At 36.1% G+C, this 18,824-nt stretch carries 15 protein-coding genes; 5 read left to right on the top strand and 10 right to left on the bottom strand.

Annotation, left to right across the window (positions count from 1 at the left end; all coding sequences use genetic code 11):
* Positions 1-414: 414 nt before the first annotated feature.
* The 4 genes from D5R40_RS41040 to D5R40_RS13860 all read right to left on the bottom strand — a co-directional run bounded on the left by D5R40_RS41040 (position 415) and on the right by D5R40_RS13860 (position 4,125).
* Positions 415-540, bottom strand: coding sequence for a hypothetical protein (locus D5R40_RS41040; protein WP_275670434.1), 126 nt, complete (start codon positions 538-540; stop codon positions 415-417).
* Positions 541-554: 14 nt separating this feature from the next.
* Positions 555-1,646, bottom strand: coding sequence for a TIGR03985 family CRISPR-associated protein (locus D5R40_RS13865; RefSeq protein WP_205127497.1), 1,092 nt, complete (start codon positions 1,644-1,646; stop codon positions 555-557).
* A gap of 72 nt (positions 1,647-1,718) precedes the next feature.
* Positions 1,719-1,997, bottom strand: coding sequence for a hypothetical protein (locus D5R40_RS37745; RefSeq protein WP_205127498.1), 279 nt, complete (start codon positions 1,995-1,997; stop codon positions 1,719-1,721).
* A gap of 811 nt (positions 1,998-2,808) precedes the next feature.
* Positions 2,809-4,125: an FAD-dependent hydroxylase gene (locus D5R40_RS13860; RefSeq protein WP_124146721.1), complete on the bottom strand. Its 1,317-nt coding sequence runs from the start codon at positions 4,123-4,125 to the stop codon at positions 2,809-2,811.
* A 178-nt stretch (positions 4,126-4,303) separates the two neighbouring features.
* On the opposite strand from D5R40_RS13860, the gene D5R40_RS13855 reads away from it, so the two are divergent.
* Positions 4,304-5,296, top strand: coding sequence for a hypothetical protein (locus D5R40_RS13855; RefSeq protein WP_124146722.1), 993 nt, complete (start codon positions 4,304-4,306; stop codon positions 5,294-5,296).
* Positions 5,297-5,623: 327 nt separating this feature from the next.
* Here D5R40_RS13855 and D5R40_RS13850 read toward each other — a convergent pair whose 3' ends face one another.
* A complete protein-coding gene (locus tag D5R40_RS13850; protein ID WP_124146723.1) occupies positions 5,624-6,493 on the bottom strand; it encodes a CYTH domain-containing protein in 870 nt (289 codons plus the stop codon).
* A 138-nt stretch (positions 6,494-6,631) separates the two neighbouring features.
* Between D5R40_RS13850 and D5R40_RS41035 the strand changes: the two genes are divergently transcribed.
* Positions 6,632-6,754: a hypothetical protein gene (locus tag D5R40_RS41035; protein ID WP_275670435.1), complete on the top strand. Its 123-nt coding sequence runs from the start codon at positions 6,632-6,634 to the stop codon at positions 6,752-6,754.
* Positions 6,755-7,657: 903 nt separating this feature from the next.
* Here D5R40_RS41035 and D5R40_RS13845 read toward each other — a convergent pair.
* The 4 genes from D5R40_RS13845 to D5R40_RS13830 all read right to left on the bottom strand — a co-directional run bounded on the left by D5R40_RS13845 (position 7,658) and on the right by D5R40_RS13830 (position 11,446).
* Positions 7,658-8,602 (bottom strand): DUF1517 domain-containing protein, encoded by a 945-nt coding sequence (locus D5R40_RS13845; RefSeq protein WP_124154772.1) that lies wholly within the window; start codon positions 8,600-8,602, stop codon positions 7,658-7,660.
* A 654-nt stretch (positions 8,603-9,256) separates the two neighbouring features.
* Entirely contained in the window at positions 9,257-9,475 is a 219-nt protein-coding gene (gene thiS / locus D5R40_RS13840) for a sulfur carrier protein ThiS (protein WP_124146725.1), read from the bottom strand.
* A gap of 11 nt (positions 9,476-9,486) precedes the next feature.
* A complete protein-coding gene (locus D5R40_RS13835; protein ID WP_124146726.1) occupies positions 9,487-10,569 on the bottom strand; it encodes a thiamine phosphate synthase in 1,083 nt (360 codons plus the stop codon).
* A gap of 574 nt (positions 10,570-11,143) precedes the next feature.
* The gene (locus D5R40_RS13830) at positions 11,144-11,446 is read right to left on the bottom strand and encodes a hypothetical protein (RefSeq protein WP_124146727.1); all 303 of its coding nucleotides are present in this window, start codon (positions 11,444-11,446) and stop codon (positions 11,144-11,146) included.
* 886 nt (positions 11,447-12,332) lie between these two features.
* Between D5R40_RS13830 and D5R40_RS13825 the strand changes: the two genes are divergently transcribed.
* From D5R40_RS13825 to D5R40_RS13815, 3 genes are all read left to right on the top strand, one after another.
* Positions 12,333-14,207 (top strand): DUF1565 domain-containing protein, encoded by a 1,875-nt coding sequence (locus D5R40_RS13825; protein WP_161564663.1) that lies wholly within the window; start codon positions 12,333-12,335, stop codon positions 14,205-14,207.
* 245 nt (positions 14,208-14,452) lie between these two features.
* Positions 14,453-15,028 carry a DUF3038 domain-containing protein gene (locus tag D5R40_RS13820; protein WP_124146729.1) on the top strand — a complete coding sequence of 192 codons (576 nt, stop codon included), beginning with the start codon at positions 14,453-14,455 and terminating at the stop codon, positions 15,026-15,028.
* Positions 15,029-15,545: 517 nt separating this feature from the next.
* A complete protein-coding gene (locus D5R40_RS13815) occupies positions 15,546-17,147 on the top strand; it encodes a DUF4335 domain-containing protein (RefSeq protein WP_124146730.1) in 1,602 nt (533 codons plus the stop codon).
* Positions 17,148-17,671: 524 nt separating this feature from the next.
* On the opposite strand, the gene acsF is transcribed toward D5R40_RS13815, so the two are convergent.
* Positions 17,672-18,748 carry a magnesium-protoporphyrin IX monomethyl ester (oxidative) cyclase gene (gene acsF, locus D5R40_RS13810; RefSeq protein WP_124146731.1) on the bottom strand — a complete coding sequence of 359 codons (1,077 nt, stop codon included), beginning with the start codon at positions 18,746-18,748 and terminating at the stop codon, positions 17,672-17,674.
* Positions 18,749-18,824 lie beyond the last annotated feature (76 nt).

Below are 18,824 nucleotides of genomic sequence, written 5' to 3'. Positions count from 1 at the left end.
AAGCTTTTGATTTGTCCTAACCTTTTCTTCAACTGCTATAGCTCTACCCACATTCGGAACTTCAAGAGCGTATCATTAAAAGTAGTATATAACCGACATTCCGCAGGTCTAGCTTGTAGTGTCAGGTATTTATTGCTCAGATTTTTACATGATAGGCATTACGAGCAAGGTTTAAGTATAAATACATACTACATTAACTATTGACTATAATTCTTAATATTAGAATCTGTGTTCCACCATCTTCGTGGAAAAAGGTACTGTAGTATGTTTGTCGTGCGGAATGTGGGATATAAATTTGTATTTTGGTAGGTATTTATATTATGCAAATCATCTCAATTACTTTTTTCGTTCATCAAATTCCGAGTAAATAATTAAGCACAAATACTTATTTGATTGATTACTCAATCACGGCAGTTATGATTTTCTTCTCAAATTCTGTCTCCTGTCTCCTGTCTCCTGACTCCTTCTTCGGTTGCTACATTTTGTGGTGCGGAATGTGGGTTCTACTTTTCCGGAATTTTTAGGTGCGTTGCAATGCACCCGACAAAACAAAGCTACCGATGATAATTAGCTAATTCTTGTTCTGCTTCTAATTTCAACTTTTCTCGAATTGAAATAGGAGCAATAACTTCCCCTTTTGGCCGCCAATCTCTCAACCGCATTAAGACATTAATATCTCCATTTCTTATCCATCCATAATAATAAGCATCTTGAGGATAACGTGCCTTAATAATATTCAATAACTGTTGTTTCTCTTGGAGATTTTTTATTTCTTTTTGCACTAACTTTGATAAATTTTCATATTTTATCGGCTTAAATGTAGGATTTCGTAGAGTATCATCCACATACCAACGGGCAAACTTAGATTCAAATATCATTACTAACAAATCTTGAAGCAAATAAAAGTTAAATCCCCAAGCTTTTTCTAGTTCTTGTTCCATATATTCTACAGTTGGTAATTTTCCTTTTTCCCATAATTTAGATGATTTTTTAGGTATCTGAGAATTACCCCATTTTAAAATAGTTAATTGTTCGGATACTATTCTGTCTAAACGATAATTATACCAGCCAAATTTACCAAAAGGGTCTGTGCCAAAAGCAGTTAAATATTTAGCCCGACGTGCATAGTGTAGACAAACTAGATAAACTATTATTTCTACTTGTTTTTCAGTAGAAGCTATCCAATATTTAAACTTGATTACTCTACCCAATGATTGATGCCATAAATCCTCAATTTGTTGCTGACAATTATCAACCCGTTCTTGATTTTCATCTGATAAAATGTAATCTAAATGTATAAAAATTCGGCGTTGTTGTTGATTATTATAATTTGGTATTGATTGTTGTTGAGTTATTTTTTCCCACAAAGATTCGACGACTAATTCCAAGTTTGGTTGTACAAATGAAACTGACTCTAAAATCTTTAATAATTGCCAAGTTTGACTAGAGGATAATTCTGAAATATTCCATCTTTCTGTTTCAAATACCGGAGGTTGAGGCCAGTCTTTTTGCTGTAGACAGTAATATTCTCCTGCTTGAGATTTTTTCAGCCATCCTAATTTAGCTAAATACTTTAAATCATCTCTAATTGTACGGTGTACTGTAGCAAAAGGACGTTGTTGTATTTTGATAACTTCCCCACCCATTTTATCTGTAATTTTTTGCTCCCATTCTTTAATTGATTGGGGAAAAATTGCAGTTTTAACTAATTCTTTTACTTACTTTTTACAAATACAATTTTTGTCTCGACATTCTGTTTTTATTTGTTCTGTAGTTAAGTGATCGCTCAATTGATGTTCTGGCGAAAAAAAATATTTGCGGAAATCTATATAAGTAAAATATTTTGGTAATTCCGCTGGTAAATTATTTGGTTTTCCATAAAAATATTTTAATAAAACCCACAATCTAATAGAGCGATTTAATCTATCTCCTAATCGCCCTAATGCTAACCAATCTAATATTTCTGGAGTTGGAGAGTAACTAAATTCAAAGAGCATGATCGGAAGGAAGAAGGAAGAAGAAAGAAGGAAAAAATTTCCGTTGTCTGAGTTTTACAGGACTAAAGAAGAAGGAAGAAGAAAGGAAGAAAAAAGAGGGAAAAATATTCCCTTGTCTGAGTTTTACAAGACTAAAGAAGAAGGGAAAAGGAAGAAATTTCCGTTGTCTGAGTTTTAACTTTTGACTTTTGACTTTTGAATTTCATAAATTACTGTAGCATCAAAGTTTTGAACTGATAACTAACTTTTAAGTTTTAACTTTTGACTTTTGACTTTTGACTTCCATATTCTCCTGTTCCTTCTTTCCTGCTGACTCCTGACTCCTCTAATTAGGGTTTGCTGAAAAAGTCTTTTTTAAGGAGTAGGGAAGTAGGGGAGTAGGGGAGAATTTTTTTGCCCAACTCTTGCTAAAAATGCTAACTTTTTGAGCATGAAGAGCTGAAAACCATGTACTTTTTCAATACCTAAAAAGGCTAAAACCTTTATCTGGTAATTATTTGAAATTTAATCAGCAAACCCTAATTAACAAACAAAATCTGGTACCAATTCACTTTAAAGATGTCACAAATAGTTTCCCTCTTTTAAATGTTAAATAACTTCAGTAAATTACTGTAGCATCAAAGTTTTGAGCTGATAAAATCTTACTTTTGACTTTTGACTTTTGACTTATAACTTTTGATTTCCATAAATTACTGTAGTATCAAAGTTTTGAGTCGATAAAATCTTACTTTTGACTTTTGACTTATAACTTAGTTTTGAGCCGATAAAATCTTACTTTTGACTTTTGACTTTTGACTTTTGACTTACTAAGTTATAACTTCTGTGAAACAGTATGAGCTAATTCTGGATGACGACCAAATAAACCAGTCATCACTCGCAAAGACAAAGACTTAAAAATCGGAACTATTCCCATACCCCACAAACCTAAACGACGAACCGCTACTATAGGCAACACACTAGCAGAAAACATTCTATCCAGAAAATCAGTAACCCCTAAAATTACGAAATTCTCCTTTCTGCGCCAACTTTCATAACGCTTCAATACCCGAATATCTCCAATATCCTCACCTTGCTGATCAGCAAACTTAATCACCTCAGCGATCGCCCCTACATCCCGAATACCCATATTCAAACCTTGACCACCCACAGGATGACAACAATGAGCAGCATCCCCAATTAAAACTAAACGGTGTTGAACATAGCGATCGCTCTGCATCAACTGTACCGGAAAAACGTAGCGATCGCTCAACAACTCCAACTTACCCAACTTTCCAGCAGTGCGATACTCCAACTTAGCCAAAAATTCCTGTTTATCCAACTCTTGCAACGCCTTCGCCTCAGCATGAGGAGCAGTCCAAACCACCTGACAGCGATTTCCCGGCAACGGCAAAACCCCCATCGGGCCACTCGGCCAAAATCTCTCAAAAGCAATATCATTGTGAGACCTTTCAGTTTTAATCGTCATTGCCACACAAGACTGCCAATACTTCCAACCATGAGTCCCAATATTAGCAGCTTCACGAATAGGAGACCTCGCCCCATCTGCTCCTACCACCAACCGAGAACGGACAGTCAAACTTTCATTTTCACCAGACAAACTGTCCGTATCCTTCTGCTTTAGCTCAACTTCCACAAAATCCGATTTATAATCTACCCGCAAAACCTCCGCTGGACATAACCAAGTAAGTTGTTCGCAGTCTGCCAAAAATTCCTGCATTGCCGTCAGCATCACCTGATGTTCTCCCACATAACCCAATCCCTCCTTTGAAGTTGGTCTCTTACCAGTAATAGCCAAATCATCAGGATAAAATTGGACAGTACGGGGATAATTACCATCAGAAAGACTAATTTGCCGATATGTAGTGATTTTAGGCAAAATTTGTTGCCAAACTCCGATGCCATCTAATATTCTGCCAGACGTTAAGGAAAGATTATAAGCAAGTTTTCTAGCTGCAACTACAGATTTAGGTTGACTTTCAATTAATGCCACTTTTAAGCCAGAATTTTTCAAAGCACAAGCAAGAGCGGTACCAGCGATACCCCCACCGACAATAACTAAATCGTAATCTAATTTTGGTTTGACAGTTGTTTCAGATAGATAATTTTGTGAAAGTTGCTCCATTACCATATTTATCAAAAATAATCAAGTGTCTAGTAATTTATACTCTCCCTATATTGTGGCGCAACTTTTCGGAAAAATCTGAGTGATTTGTGACTGAAGAGAGAATTTGAAGAAGGAGTCAGGAGACAGAATTAAAGTGCTATAGTGCTAAACTATTAGGAATTCGTCAAAATATTGATTGAAAATGAGCCGAAATATTCGCCTCTTTCCCTCCTATTCTCAAAGAGAAAATCAGACTACAAACCATTGTCTCCTGATTCTCAAAATGCTCTATGAAGAAAATCCTAAATTTTTATCGGAAGTTTTGAGTAAACTATTAGGTGAAGGTTTATCTGGAAAAGTTGGAGTCAAATTCACTCAACAAGTAAGAAGAAAACAAAGCACTCCTGATGGAGAAATTACTCAAGAACCTTTCTCTATTTTTATTGAAACTAAAAGGGGAAATAATTTTGATGAAGGACAATTATTACGTCATCTAGAAAGCCTCAAGCAAAAGCAAGGGGCAAAAGTTCTTATTGCTCTTGCTAACTATGAACAAGATGAACCTAATGATCCGGCTTTTTCCAATGTTAAAAAGATTGCTGAAGCAGATAAAATTTTATTTTTACCTATTAGTTTTGAATATTTTCTAGAGTCAATAAAAGTGGAAGGTTTATCAAAAAGTCTAGCCGATGCGATCGCCGACTTAGAAGAGTATTTTGATGAAGAAAATTTGTTACCTTCTTGGAAATATCGTCTAGATGTTGTGAATTGTGCTGGAACTTATGATGATGTTATTAACCATAATATATATGTTTGTACAGCAAAAGGTGGTCAGTATAGTCATCGTCGCAGTTTGTACTTTGGAGTCTATAGAAATAAACAAGTAGACCGGGTAGCTAAGATTGAAGCAGTTGTGGATATTGAGTCAGAAGATGAGTATTCTATTAAGTGGAAAAACGTTGATAAATCGGATGAAGAATTAGTTGAAATTGCTAGAAACCGTCGTAGCTATATTGATAATTCATGGTATCCAGCAAGAGTATTTTTATTAGCTGATTTACATCCGACTAATTTTCGCAAGACTACTCCTGGGGGTATGCAAAGCAGTAAAAGATACTTTTATATTGGTAGTGTGAATGATGTTACAGATTTAGCCGAAAAATTAAAGGATGAAACTTGGGAACAATATCAATAAAAATTCACTACTTTATATTACCTCTTTATTAGTAGTAGGGTATGTGAGCGGAACGAAGTGGAGTATAGTATTACCTAATTATTAATAATTAATAATTAAATAATTCAGGTTTAAAGCCTCCCCTTTTAAGGGGAAAAAAGCGGTTGAGGGATGGCGAGGTCTCCTCGCCATATCCAATCAACCAAGAGAAGAAATAATATCTCCTTATATTCAATCAAGAACGGTTTTAACCAGAGGTAATTATCAATTATCCATTATCCATTATCAATTAATGAAGCACCGTTGAGTTTTGCTCAGTTACCCTGTCGCTAACAGCACCCTACTAAATTAAGCAGCCAAAAGAGATTTTTTTTCTGCCAAAAACATATTTTGAGATTGATTTCCTTGGCCATAAACATAAGCAGTTTTAGTCATAGGGTGAAAATTTATCCATTCCCATTGTTGTTGCAAAGCTTTAAACAAATAATTTGTTCCTTGAATCATTGGCATAGGAAATTGTTCTAATTTTTTTGGAGATTCTAACAATTTTTTAGGTAGACGATATTTAAGTGAAAATTCTGCAATTAACGGTAAATTATCTGTTGTATTTAAATACCAGAAACTTAGATCGGTTTTCACAATATGTTTGTCTCCAAATTGTAAATTTGCTAGTTTCCTTACCACTTCAAAAGCATGAAAATTATTAACTAACTCAATTGAAGTTTGTTCGGGAATATCAAGAGCTTTTAAACCAGGAAATAATTTCGCAACTTGTTTAATATTTTCAAAGTTAGGTTGCCGATCTCTAGTTACAGATATTGACTGAGAAAATTTACTTTGAAATGGCGGAATTATATCTTCTTCAAACTTAGTCTTACCTGCTTTTGTTGCCGACAAATCCTGTGAAGCTGATAAATAGCGGTCTGACTCACGATGTTTGAGATTCACCTGATATTCTGGTTGATGATATTTTTTTTCTCGTCTAATTCTCAAGATAAAACCATGATGACGTAAATCAAAATTTGGTGTATCTAAGTAATAAATTTGTCTATATTTTTCTTCAGTTTGTTGGCTAATAACTTTTCCTTTAAACTGTTGTGTCAATGACTCAACTAAATTGCCAAATCTTTCTACAGTATGAGTACGGTCATAAAATTGATTAATATTGAGAATTAATTTGTATTCTCTGGAATTAATTGCTTGGTTGCAGTTCTTCATCACTAATTCTTTATTGCATCTGTGTACGAGTTATAACTACCTCAAACTTATTGATTCAAATTTTAAGTTTGAGGATATTTTTTACCAGATGCGACCCTGAGATAACTGATAGTTAATTTGTGAAATATATGGATTAATTTGAAGAAGGAGACAGGAGACAGGAGGCAGGAGACAGGAGGAAAATTACATGGGGATTCGCTCCCCCAAGTAATTTTGAACACCCCCGTTGACGGTGGGGTATTAAACCCACAAAGAAAATGATAATAACTATTCACATTATATATTAGGCAATAAATTTTACCTAATATATCCTGGCTATGCTACTATTGTTAAGTTACAATCAAATATTGATAAATTCCGGAATAATCTTATACCAATTTGATAAATGTTTGCTACAAATGACTAGCCTCTTTATTCGGTAGGGGAGCCGTCGGATTGGCGACGTACAGGACCCAGAATTAATGGCTTCAATACCAGGTTTTAGGTCATAAATTCTCTTTTTTTGTCAAAGGAACATCTCCTATAAAATATTTTAATCGCACTTATTTATTCGTAACATTTTTTTTGAGAAATGGTATTACATCATGTCTGGATAGTTAGTGATCAAAAAACTTTCTCTTTTTCCTACTCTTCTTTCTTCCCTCCTGACTCCTGAATCCTCCATCGTTTATTTATAAGTATTCAACCGGACATGATATTACTGCAAATTCATCAATCTTCCAGGAAATCAGTAATATATCAAAAATCAAAAATAAATATTCCCCACCCTTACAGAAATTAAGAATGGAGAATATTACAGTTTAACAAACAGTACAGTAATTGGTAGTCCTGCAGGCGTAATGGTATAGCAATGAGCGCTGGTATATTTACAAATTGCAGCAGGGGCCAAATAGCTAAAAGTCTTATATTATCGGCAATTTATTCCCCCTGTTGCCTCTCTTGGTGCGCATTCCCTCTCTTGGTCAGCATTCCCTTGCGACTGGCGTCGTCGCGGGGTCGCACCGCTGTTGCCTGTTGCCTGTTGCCTGTTGCCTGTGCACAGCGCTATAAATGGAGACAAGCAATACTCACAACCGGAGCAAGATACTCCCACTTGCTATACCCTGACCAAAAAATCACAACTTCGGTTCTTCCTTCTTCCTCCTTCCTTCTTCCTTCTTTTGATTAAACCAATTTAAGATTTGGATACTCAGCAACCATATCCTCAGAAGTCAAAGTATCGCCACTCGCTTGAGGTGTCCATAAAACTTCAACAGCTAATAACTGCTCGCTAGAAATAGTACCCATTTGACTTAAAGCACGTCTTACATCTTCTGTACTATTAATAACTGGCAACTGTAATTTACCTTGAGTACCAACAACAATAGTAACCACAATATATTCCCCTGGTGCTTCAGTTTCCTGAGTTACCAGTTCGCCATCAGTTTCACTAACAGGTAGAGAAGTTTGAAGGTTTTTATCAATTAATTGATTATTGTAATTAGAAAGAGTCTCCTCAGAAAACTTACTGCGTTCAGTCAGAGCATACTGATTAAACTTTGCTTCTGCCGAGTCTAGCTTTGCTTGTTCACTTTGGGCAGATCCATAAGCCCAATATTCAGGGTGACGCAATAAAGATAATGTAGCTTCTTGGAGAACTTGCGCTCTACCCGCAGCAGAACCAGTATCAGCATTTTCCGCTATTCTATCAAGGTCTGTTTGTAAACTACGACCTTCTGCCAATAAACCAACTTGTACGCTAGCAACAGAAACTGTAGGATTATTACTATAGCTGTCAAACTCATCTCCCTGAGTTGCTCTTCGGAAACTACTAACTAAGAAATTAGCGATCGCAATAAAAATCAAAATTGTAAACAGACTGCCAAACCCACCGAAACCAAAGAAAGGTAGTAAAAATGGAAAGCCAATACCACCCCCAGGATAGTAACCACCTCCAGGACTACGGGTAGGTGATGTATAGGTGCGACTGGGCATTCTAAATGACCCACCGCCAATGCGACCTCCACTCCGAGCGGCTAAAGCTGCATCAGCTTGACTGAAGACTAAAGTAAACACTAGTCCGATGACAAAGACAGATTTTACGATCTGTGAAAGCAATTTTTTATTCATAAATAATTGTTATTATTTCTATACTTCTTTCTTTAATGTATAGCTTTCTTTCTAGACTTTGCAATCAAAGCTTGGTGTTTAATTATTGGGATATCCGTACTTGAATCACAAAATATCAAAAATCAAAAATTATGTAGTCGAGGTTACAGTCTAGTGCGGCTACGCGGAAGTCATGCATTTAAAAGCGAGTGCTAATTGGCGTCTCCTACGGGGTGTATAAAGTGCGGAAGTAATTCCGCACACAGCCCCTCCAGAATGTAAGACGCACATCTGACAGTCAATCATTTTTGATTTGTAATTGTTCGCGCGATTTTGTAACTGGTCAGTTATTTCCGCCATCCTGCACTAGGTTATTTCAGTTATCAGTTAACAGTACCTCCTACTAAAGTAGGTAGGAGGCTTGAAATACTGAATTTTCTTTATTTTTTAGTCAAGTATATTTGTCTAAGTCTTAAAATATATAGCACTATAGTTTTTAGTTACTATAATCAGGTAGTCCTGTAGATCTAGTGATATTTATAATTAAATCCCTTTCACTGCCAGAAACAAAACTACAAAAATCACTACTTGTACACCACTACCTATAACCATATATAAATATAAATCCCCGTTTTTAGCCTATCAAATCTCACTTCTAACTTCTAACTTCTGACTTCAATCAACACCACCCCCCACAATAGTAACTATTTCCAACTTGTCCCCTGCTTGTATTTCAGTTTTGTCCCAAAATTGTCTATGTAAAATTTCACCATTATATTCCACAGCTACTAACCGAGGGTTTAACCCCAACTGTTCCAGAAAATTAGGTAAAAGTATATGAGGTAAACAAGTATGGGTTTCTCCGTTAACTTTGAGCGTAATTTGACTTGACATTCTAGTAATATTTAGATTTTTTCTGGTAATATATTATGAGAGCGTAGGGCTTGATAACGATTTAGTTGAGAAAGAAAATATTGAGTTACTAAAGTTGGTTGCTCTGCCTGCATAATTGCCCTAACTACAGATACACGCTCCGCACCAGAAGATAGAACTTCATCACAATTTTGCATATCAATTCCACCAATGGCAAACCAAGGAATAGTACAATTATTCACAGCATAACTAATGTATTCTAAACCTGCTGCTGGTTTATCTAACTTAGTAGGAGTTTCATATATTGGCCCTACTCCAATATAGTCCGCTTCTTCTTGAATAGCTCGCTTCATTTCTTGTGGGTTTGTAGTGGAACGACCTACAAGTTTCTGAGGGCCAAGCAGTTGTCTAGCAAGTTGAACTGGTATATCATCTTGTCCTAGATGAACTCCATCTGCATCCACAGCGATCGCCATGTCTACTCGGTCATTAACAATAAATAGAGCGCCGTAGCGATGGCAGAGTTGACAGAGTTTTTGAGCTTCTGTCAATCTTGTTATATCGTCTGCTGTTTTATTGCGGTATTGGACAAGAGTTAACCCTCCCTGAAGAGCTGCTTCTACTATATTGATTAATTTATCGTTGGGTGAGGTAACTAGATAAAGGTAGGAGTTTTGTAATTGCTGATATCTTCTATAGGCGAGAAGTCCACTTTCTATAGTATAAACTCGGTAACGCATTTGTTTACAAGCGGAACCCATTTGAGAATTATAAATTTTTCCGTATTCTTCTAAAACTCGTAGTGCTTCTTCTAAGCGACAGAAGTTAACTTGTAGCAGTTGTTGAACATCTGAACGTTCCTCTTCCTGTGGATGAGTCAATTCTGTACCTGGATCGCCAGGGGTATTTCGGGACATTCTTAATTCTGTACTATGCCAACTCCCAATCTCTTGACGTAGTTGTTTACATTCATTTGCCCAATGTATACTATTGAGGCCAAACCTGCACCATTCTTCTATAATTCTTAGACCTTCTCTCGCCCTATCTAGGTTGGCATCCAGAATTCGGCGAACCCCAGGCTGTACATTTTGACCCCAATTATACTTATCGTTCATAATAATTACCCTATAAATTTTAATCCTTAAATTGCCAACATAACTATAATCCTGCTCTCTCGAATATTGAAGGGCAGATTATGACAAATTTTCTCATTTGCCATTAATATAGATCGTTTTATAGTATAATATTGCCTGCAATACAGAAGTTAACTATTAATGTCTGAAATAGTTTAGCTATCAGGATTGCTACTGTAGGGTCAAGATCAAAATATTTAGTTAGGCCATATTTAGAAAAAATGTTGACTCTCAGGGTAGAAATTTTCGTTAAATTAAATTAATTGTTTATGTAATTAGCGGATAGCAATAATAGACAAATTTTAGCGATCGCTATGAGTAACTTCTTAATTTTCGGGGTTGAGTTAAAGTTTATGTTGCTAGTTAATCCTGATAGGGAATAGTGGATATATTTGAGGGCTATCCTAAGTTTCGGCTTTATTTAATTTCTCAGAAAATAACAATATTGTAGATTCTTGATCGTAATTGCGATCGCACAAGATAAATGTGCGACCGTTTTGAATAGCAACCCTGCCGTTAAATTTACAGACAACCCTAAAGTATAGACTCTACAGGATTAAACAGAATAAGCCACCCATCCAATTGTTTCAGTAGTGTGGGCATTACCTGAGAGTGATGCACCTTTTCCAATTAATTCATTCATTCGGATCTTAAACCCAGTAGTAGTAACCTCAGCAAGACGGACTCCTGGGGTCTCTGGTCCATTAAAGGTTTGAACCATAGGAATAACAATTACAGTTGTTCCTTCTGGAAATGGTGTAGGAAAGTTAACTTGTGTAAAACCACTAATGTCACCGCTTTGTGTAGCATTGTCTCCAGGGGAGTTTAAGTCAACAGAACCTGTTTGCATCATAGCCATGATTATTTATTTCCTTGATAATTTATGAAGTTAATTTTTCATTTCATATCTTATCAGCTCAAGAGGAAATTAATCACTTGACCAAATAGCTTCTATAAGGACATTTCTATATCTGAATCAGTCCAAGTCCAATTACCGGATAAGCAACTGGTCTGAATATGATGACTCCAGTAAGCACAGAGGAAGTCTAACATTTGGACTCGATGACATAATGCTACTCAGGATAATAAATCTCAAGTAATAGATATACTAATTGTGAATGAAGCATCGTTTAGTGGGAACAAAAAAACCATGAGAATACTCCACTACATTATTATGCAGGTAAGAGCTGATTTATAAAGTAAATATTAAGAGGCTGAATTTATTACAGGACAAAGGTTTTGCCGATTGTGGATCAGTAAACCATAAATTCCTGAGACCTAGATAGTATCATAGTTTCAGCTCAGTTTATAAATCAGCTCTAAAACCCAGGAAATAACTGCTTGACTTATTAATAAAGGAGCAGATGTTAATACTAAAAATAATTATGATGAAACTCTCCTAAATAGTATCCATAACCAGGCAATAGTAGAGTTTATTAAGAGCAAAATGAGTGGGAAGAGTAAATAATTTTGGGTAATTGCAAAGTTCCATTTCTATCTCTAAAAATAAGTTTTGCTAGATACATTAAGACTTATAACCTGGTCACTTAAGCGCGTGATAGAACTTTTTTCCCCTCCTGACTCCTGCCTAATTATTTATCACTGTTCAAGCGGTATCCATTATCCTTAAAAATCAACCTACTCTTTACAAAAATTAAAATATTTGTTCAAAACATCTATAATAAGAGATACTTGACAAAATATAATAACTAAATTGTCTGTCACAGTTTCCTAGGAAGAAAGCCGTGAAACAAATATTTATCCTTTTTTCGCAGGAAAATAATCAAACAAATTTACTGCGTAAAATCAACTTTTTATCACCTATTTTAGCCACTGCGCTACTAGGGGTATTTACTTCTGCAAGTTTGGCAGTACCATTTTCACAACAAGTAGCCCAATCCCCAGAAACTCCAGCTAATTCTCAAATAAATGTACTTTATGTTAGTTCATCTATTGGTAGTGACTCTGGAGATGGTACTAAAACAGCTCCTTTGAAAACTATTACTTATGCTTTGAAAATTGCTCAACCTCACACAACAATTTTACTTGCTCCTGGAACTTACAATAGACGAACAGGTGAAAAATTCCCTTTAATTTTGCAGCCAAAAATTACCATCAAAGGTAACTATTTTAACCGTGGAAAAAATGTTTTGATTCAAGGTGGAGGTAATTTTAATAGTCCGACTTTAAATCGGAAAAATATTACAATAGTAGCTGCTAATGAATCTAATTTAAGTGGCGTAACAGTCATAAATCCTAATCTTCAAGGTTATGGTTTATGGATAGAATCTAGTGGTTGTGTTATTAGTAAAAATACTTTGAGTGGTAATACTGTAAATGGCATTTCTATAGCGGGTAGTAATACAGCAATTATTCAGGAAAATAATTTCTATGAAAATGGCGTAAGTGGCATCACAATTTATCATAATTCTCAGCCGGAAATTAGAGATAATTTGTTTCAAAATACTGGTATTGGAATGAAAATATCTGATGATGCTGCTCCAAAAGTAGTGGGAAACCGTCTGATTGAAAATCAAAGTGGGATTATTATTCAAGGAAATGCACGCCCAATTTTGCGGGGTAATTATATTGAGGGTAATAGACAGGATGGAGTAGCAGTGATCGCTAAATCATTACCAGATCTAGGTAATTCTCAAGAACCTGGTCGTAATACTATTCGTAATAACATTCGGTATAATATTTATCATGCAGTAAAAGGTCAAACTCTTCCTGCTTATGGAAATTCTTTAGGAGGCGGTCGTAATTATGGCAGTATTGACATTGCTGGGAAAATTGCTCCACCCCCGCGAGTTGCTCCTTTGCCGAATATTGTAACTACCCCTACAGTAAATCGAGAAACAGAGTCTGTCCAGGAAAAGTCTGTTACGGAAACTGCATCGACTGAACCAGAAATTCAGACAACCCCAAAGAAATCAAATATTTCAGCTTCAGCAGAAAAATTACAGGGGCAGAACAGTTCTGATAGTATTATTTCACGACAAAGACCGGGAAATTCTACGACAATTCTTATCCCTGTCCCAGCTCCAGAAACTACAAGGTCTAGGGGAAATTCCTACCAGACAACAACTCATCAAGGCAACTTACAAAGACTACTACAAACTAATCCTAATTATCAGAATACACGAGCAATTGAAATACCAGTATCGCCACCAGAGTCAGGGAGCAGAACTTTAGAAAGATGGCGAAATTTGCCTCCAAGCAGCACTAACCCAAGTTTTGAACCCACTACCCCAGTTGCATCTCCTGGTTTACTATCTGTACCAAGCACAAATATTCCCCTTGGTCGTGGGGGTTATGTACCTCCTGGTATTGGCAGAAATCAAAATCCTAATCCCAACCCTTTGCCTAGACTATCCTTACGTCGTAATTCTCAAAGTCGTGCTGCGGCCTTGGGTCTACGTTATCGAGTAGTTGTTAATGTCAATAATGCTGCTCAGACCTATAAGTTGCGATCGCTTGTACCAGATGCTTTTTCCACGAATATTAATGGTAATTCAGTAATGCAGGCAGGAGCTTTTCGTAGTCGTCTTGAGGCCGATCAACTATTAAAAGTTTTACGGAATAATGGTCTGAATGCCAAAATTATACTTATTAACTGATTCAGAAATCAAACAATTATTTTTCAAAAAAAATATTGGTAAATAGACATAGGCGTGAAAATCAAAAATCAAATCAATTCTTATCCATAAATTATCAATTATTTTTCCCTGTTGCCTGTTGCCTCTTTTGGAGGAGATGTCTAATAAATATTTTGTCAAATAAAGTTTTCCGAATAGTAGACACAATTTGGCAAAGTACGACTACAATAGACGTGCTTGTAATAAATTTTTAAGAGGTCTATAATATGGTAACATCTGCTGCTCCCGGCAATACCTCAGTTTTTATACTGCCTTCGAGACAAGATTATACCCAGCCTACTGTGGCCAAAAAAGTTCGGTCAAACCAGATTAGAACAAAATTGGACATGGAATTATTAGCCTTAAATGTTTTAACAGGAATTAATTCAGACAGCATATTGCGAGTAGCGAGTAAATTGAATATATCTCCCAAGTTAGCTGATGAACTGACTTTAGTGGTAGATGAAAAACGGGGAATGTCGGCAAACCAACCTCTGAAAACAGAGGAAGCGAAATCTTTCATTTTAGTTATATGTCACTTGGCAAAACAAAACCAAGCATTAATTCGTCGTGCAGTAGCATTAATGGAACAAGTGGCTGCTCAAAATACTAAACCTCAATCAGTTACTTTATTAAGAGAATATCTTGAGAAATTTAAAAAAGCATATAAACAATATCACATATACTCTGAAAATACTTCCCAGGATAACCCAGAAAAATTAGCTCTAAAATTATTAGTGAATTTGTTATTTTATAGTTCTCCTCAAGGGTGTAGTCGTCTTTGGTCAAGTCTGAAATTTTAGATCCTGAAATCATACTAAATTTTTAGTATGAAGCAAAACGCTTAAGCAGAATTCAAAATACTGATTTCACAAAAAATTAAAAAAATCAATTGATTGATTAAAAAAGTTTTAAGCATGGTAGAGAATTAAGAATGATTGAGTAAACGGTAAATTTCAGATAATTTAAACTGTTTCATACCTTAATTCTCTTTTGATTTTTTGAGATAAAATTTATCCCTGTATACTAAATTAAAAAAATTATATGATGATATCTTAACCTCTTGGCTACTTATCTATATAACTCAACTATAATTAAATTGATATGAGGAAATTATTGTTAAAGCTGTAGATTAAGATAATTTAATCTTTTCTCTGGCGGGTTTAATACACCACCTTACAGGTGGTGCTTAAAATTATTTAGGGCGATCGGACATGCACGCGGTCGGTGGTTTACTATCCATAAGCAATTTTACCCTCTGCCTTCTGCCTTCTGCCTTCTTCCTTCTTCCTTCTTCCTTCTTCAATCAAATGTTTTCAAATGCCTTCACGAAGTTATACTCCCCCAACTTGTACGCTAAAATTTACAGCTAGAGGTTTAGCGGTCTTAAAATGGATCGGTATTTCCAGAAAACAACGCTTTAGCCTTAGTTTTGATGATCCCAGGGTATCAGAAACAGAACATATTACACTGAGGGGTGGCCGCAGTGAATTAGACGCTCTCCACAAAGTTGTTACCACTTATGTACAAGAATTTCTTAGTAAATCTCCTGAATTACCTCTAGACAATGAAAATAATAAAGGAGAAGAAAACAATAGCACTGCAACAGAGTCAAACTCACAAACAAAAATTCAGGAAGAGATCACCGAAGTTGCTGATGCCAAACTTTCGATACCTAATTCCCCACCTCCAATAAACGGTCAAACTATTTATCTACAACCACGAGACTTATTAAACCACGATCTATTTTTGGGGTCTCTAGCGACTAAAGAGTCAGGAAGTTTTATTACCATGAGTATGTTGCAACTATTTGACCTGGCGATTGCTCTAGATGAATGTGAAGCAGATATACAGACATTACCTCAGTTTAAGTCTGACAGTGAAGTTACACCTCTTCCTGAATGGTTGCGGAGTGCGGTACTAATTATCATCAGCGCTGGTCTAACAGTTAGCGCCATTAAATTATATGACCGCTACGCAATTAGTCGCAAACCACAAAATGAGCCTAATATTATTGCTTCTCCACCAAGCAATAGTTCACCAATTCCAACACCACCAACAAATTTACCAACACCAACACCAACAGTAACTCTATCACCATTACCAACACCACCAACAAATCTACCAACACCAACTATTACTAGACCATCTCCAATTCCTACACCATCTCCTCTATTTCCTAGACAAAACCCAGCGTCACCCGCTCCGAATAACTTGCCACCACCTCTGAATGATTTTTCTCGTCCTCCTCAAAATCAGGGAAATGCTACAACAGTAGTTATTCCCGCACAACCAACAATACTGCCACCAGTTCCTGTTGCACCACCAACGACACCGCCACCAGTTCCTCCACCAGCAATACCTAACTATGGGGTGTCAGTACAACCAAGACCTCCTGTACAACCGCCCCCAAATTTACAAATTCCACCTGCACCAAACCGACCTCTACCACCAGCACTTAATAGAGGAGGTGGGGTAAGACCTTATGTAGATGTGAGTCGTATTCCGGTCAATGTTCCTAGAGCAATTGATTTACCGACCTTGGAAGATGTAGAACCAGTTGCTTTACGCGATCGCGAATCTGTGGTTGAACCTAGTGAAAATGCTGGCAGGAAACCGAAATCTACATTATTCGATCGAATTCCCCAAGTTGCAGAGGTAAGAGAATATTTTGAAAAAAGTTGGGAACCGCCATCAGATTTAGATAGGAATTTGCAGTATAGTTTGTTATTAAACGGTGATGGTTCGGTGAAAAAGGTAACTCCAATTGGTCTAGCATCTGTTGAGTTTTATGGTAATACAAAGATGCCTTTAGAAGACCAAGTTTTTGTCTCTAATATTGAGGGCGATAAGACTGCTAAAATTCGATTGGTTTTGAGACCAGATGGTCAAGTTCAGACTTTTTTAGAGTCTTTGAATTGAGGAGTCAGGAGTCAACCCACCCCTAACCCCTCCCCTCCTGGCAGGGGAAAGACCGAGTCAGGAGGGAAGAGAATTTAGAAAGATTTGTGCTCTGGTTGAAGATGAAACATTGTTTTATATCCAATTAAGTGGATTTGATATTAGACATCTCCAATCATCCAAAATACAGCCAATCATAGTACATAAATTATCAATTATTTCCCCCCTACTCCCTACTCCCTCTTTTCTTAAATAGGGTTTGCTGAATAAAATTGTAATTAATACCTGTAAAGGCTTCCAGGGTTAAATATTTATGAAAAAGTGCAAGGTTTTTGGCTGTTGTAGTCTCAAAATGCTAATACTTTTCCGCTGAAATGCCGAAAATTTGGCCGTAGCAGATAGTCTAAACTGTTGCCTGTTGCCAGATGATCTGTTGCCTATCATCACCATAAGACTTTTTCAGCAAACCCTAAATAAAACAAATAAAAAAATAGCCTTGGAAATATCACAAGGCTATCAAGCGAGGTTAATTATTAAAAACTTCTTTAGCGAACAGAACTCTGCATAGTAGCAGTTTCAATTGGCTTCATAAAATATAGTTTCAGGAACTGCCAACCATTAGACAGATAAAGAGGTAACTTCTGGAAAAGCTTCACAACACCTAACTTATTAGAATTAGCGATCGCCGTTAACTTTTCATTATTCTTAATACAAACTTCTAGTCTTTCATAAAACTGAGGATTTTCTACATCCAAAATTACTGGAAAAACACGTCCTGAAGTTTCATTAGTCTTCTCAATTACATACTTATCATAATCACGAGCATTCAAACCAATAGCAGCATAAAAATCAGCTCTTTGAATGTCATTCAAATACATAGTCGCAAATACAGAAAGTAAGAAAAATCTACACCACAATTTTGCTCTCCAGTCATTTAAAATTTGTGGTTGTGCCCTCATAATAGCATCAAAGAAATCTCCATGACGATTTTCATCCTGACACCAATTTTCAAAGAAACGGAAAATAGGATAAATTCTATCTTCTGGATGAGCTTCTAAATGACGATAGATAGTAATGTAGCGCCAATAACCAATTTTTTCCGATAGATAAGTAGCGTAGAAAATAAACTTTGGTTTAAAGAAAGTATACTTACGACTTTTAGTCAGAAATCCTAAATCTAATGATAGATTAAAATCTGACATTGCCTTATTTAAAAAACCTGCATGACGAGCTTCATCTCTGGACATTAAATTGAAACATTCAGCCAAAACAGGGCTTTTATCTTTGAGACGACGACCCAATTCTTTGTAGAGTAAAAAACCAGAAAATTCCGCCGTACAAGAACGTTCTAGAAACTCAACAAATAACCTACGAGTATCCCCATCAATATGATCCCATGATTGGGCAAATTCTTCATCCCGAACAAAATGATGGCGGTTATAATCAGTACGAAATTCTTCTAGAATAGCTATTAATTCATCTTCATTGACTGAGATGTCCATTTTAGCCATCTCATCAAAATCTGTTGTGTAGAATCTAGGAGTTAGAATAGTTTCTTTTGAGGGAACTTTAACCCCTGGTCGCATTTCTTGAAAATCTGGTTTTTTTAGAGAATCTACCATAAGTTTTGTTGTTTTCTTAATTTATCAATCTATGCCTGGTTTGGAGAATGAGCAAGAAAGTATTATATTTTCCACG

The sequence above is a fragment of the Okeania hirsuta genome, assembly GCF_003838195.1.
In the GTDB taxonomy this organism is placed as follows: Bacteria; Cyanobacteriota; Cyanobacteriia; order Cyanobacteriales; family Microcoleaceae; genus Okeania; species Okeania hirsuta.
This window is presented reverse-complemented; position numbering and strand designations above follow the sequence as displayed.

Coding starts and splice junctions, on each gene's coding strand:
- D5R40_RS13860 (WP_124146721.1), bottom strand. CDS start 4,125: ATGGTAATGGAGCAACTTTCACAAAATTATCTATCTGAAACAACTGTC.
- D5R40_RS37745 (WP_205127498.1), bottom strand. CDS start 1,997: ATGCTCTTTGAATTTAGTTACTCTCCAACTCCAGAAATATTAGATTGG.
- D5R40_RS13855 (WP_124146722.1), top strand. CDS start 4,304: ATGAGCCGAAATATTCGCCTCTTTCCCTCCTATTCTCAAAGAGAAAAT.
- D5R40_RS13830 (WP_124146727.1), bottom strand. CDS start 11,446: ATGGCTATGATGCAAACAGGTTCTGTTGACTTAAACTCCCCTGGAGAC.
- D5R40_RS13865 (WP_205127497.1), bottom strand. CDS start 1,646: ATGGGTGGGGAAGTTATCAAAATACAACAACGTCCTTTTGCTACAGTA.
- D5R40_RS13815 (WP_124146730.1), top strand. CDS start 15,546: ATGCCTTCACGAAGTTATACTCCCCCAACTTGTACGCTAAAATTTACA.
- D5R40_RS13820 (WP_124146729.1), top strand. CDS start 14,453: ATGGTAACATCTGCTGCTCCCGGCAATACCTCAGTTTTTATACTGCCT.
- D5R40_RS13845 (WP_124154772.1), bottom strand. CDS start 8,602: ATGAATAAAAAATTGCTTTCACAGATCGTAAAATCTGTCTTTGTCATC.
- acsF (WP_124146731.1), bottom strand. CDS start 18,748: ATGGTAGATTCTCTAAAAAAACCAGATTTTCAAGAAATGCGACCAGGG.
- thiS (WP_124146725.1), bottom strand. CDS start 9,475: ATGTCAAGTCAAATTACGCTCAAAGTTAACGGAGAAACCCATACTTGT.
- D5R40_RS13850 (WP_124146723.1), bottom strand. CDS start 6,493: ATGAAGAACTGCAACCAAGCAATTAATTCCAGAGAATACAAATTAATT.
- D5R40_RS13835 (WP_124146726.1), bottom strand. CDS start 10,569: ATGAACGATAAGTATAATTGGGGTCAAAATGTACAGCCTGGGGTTCGC.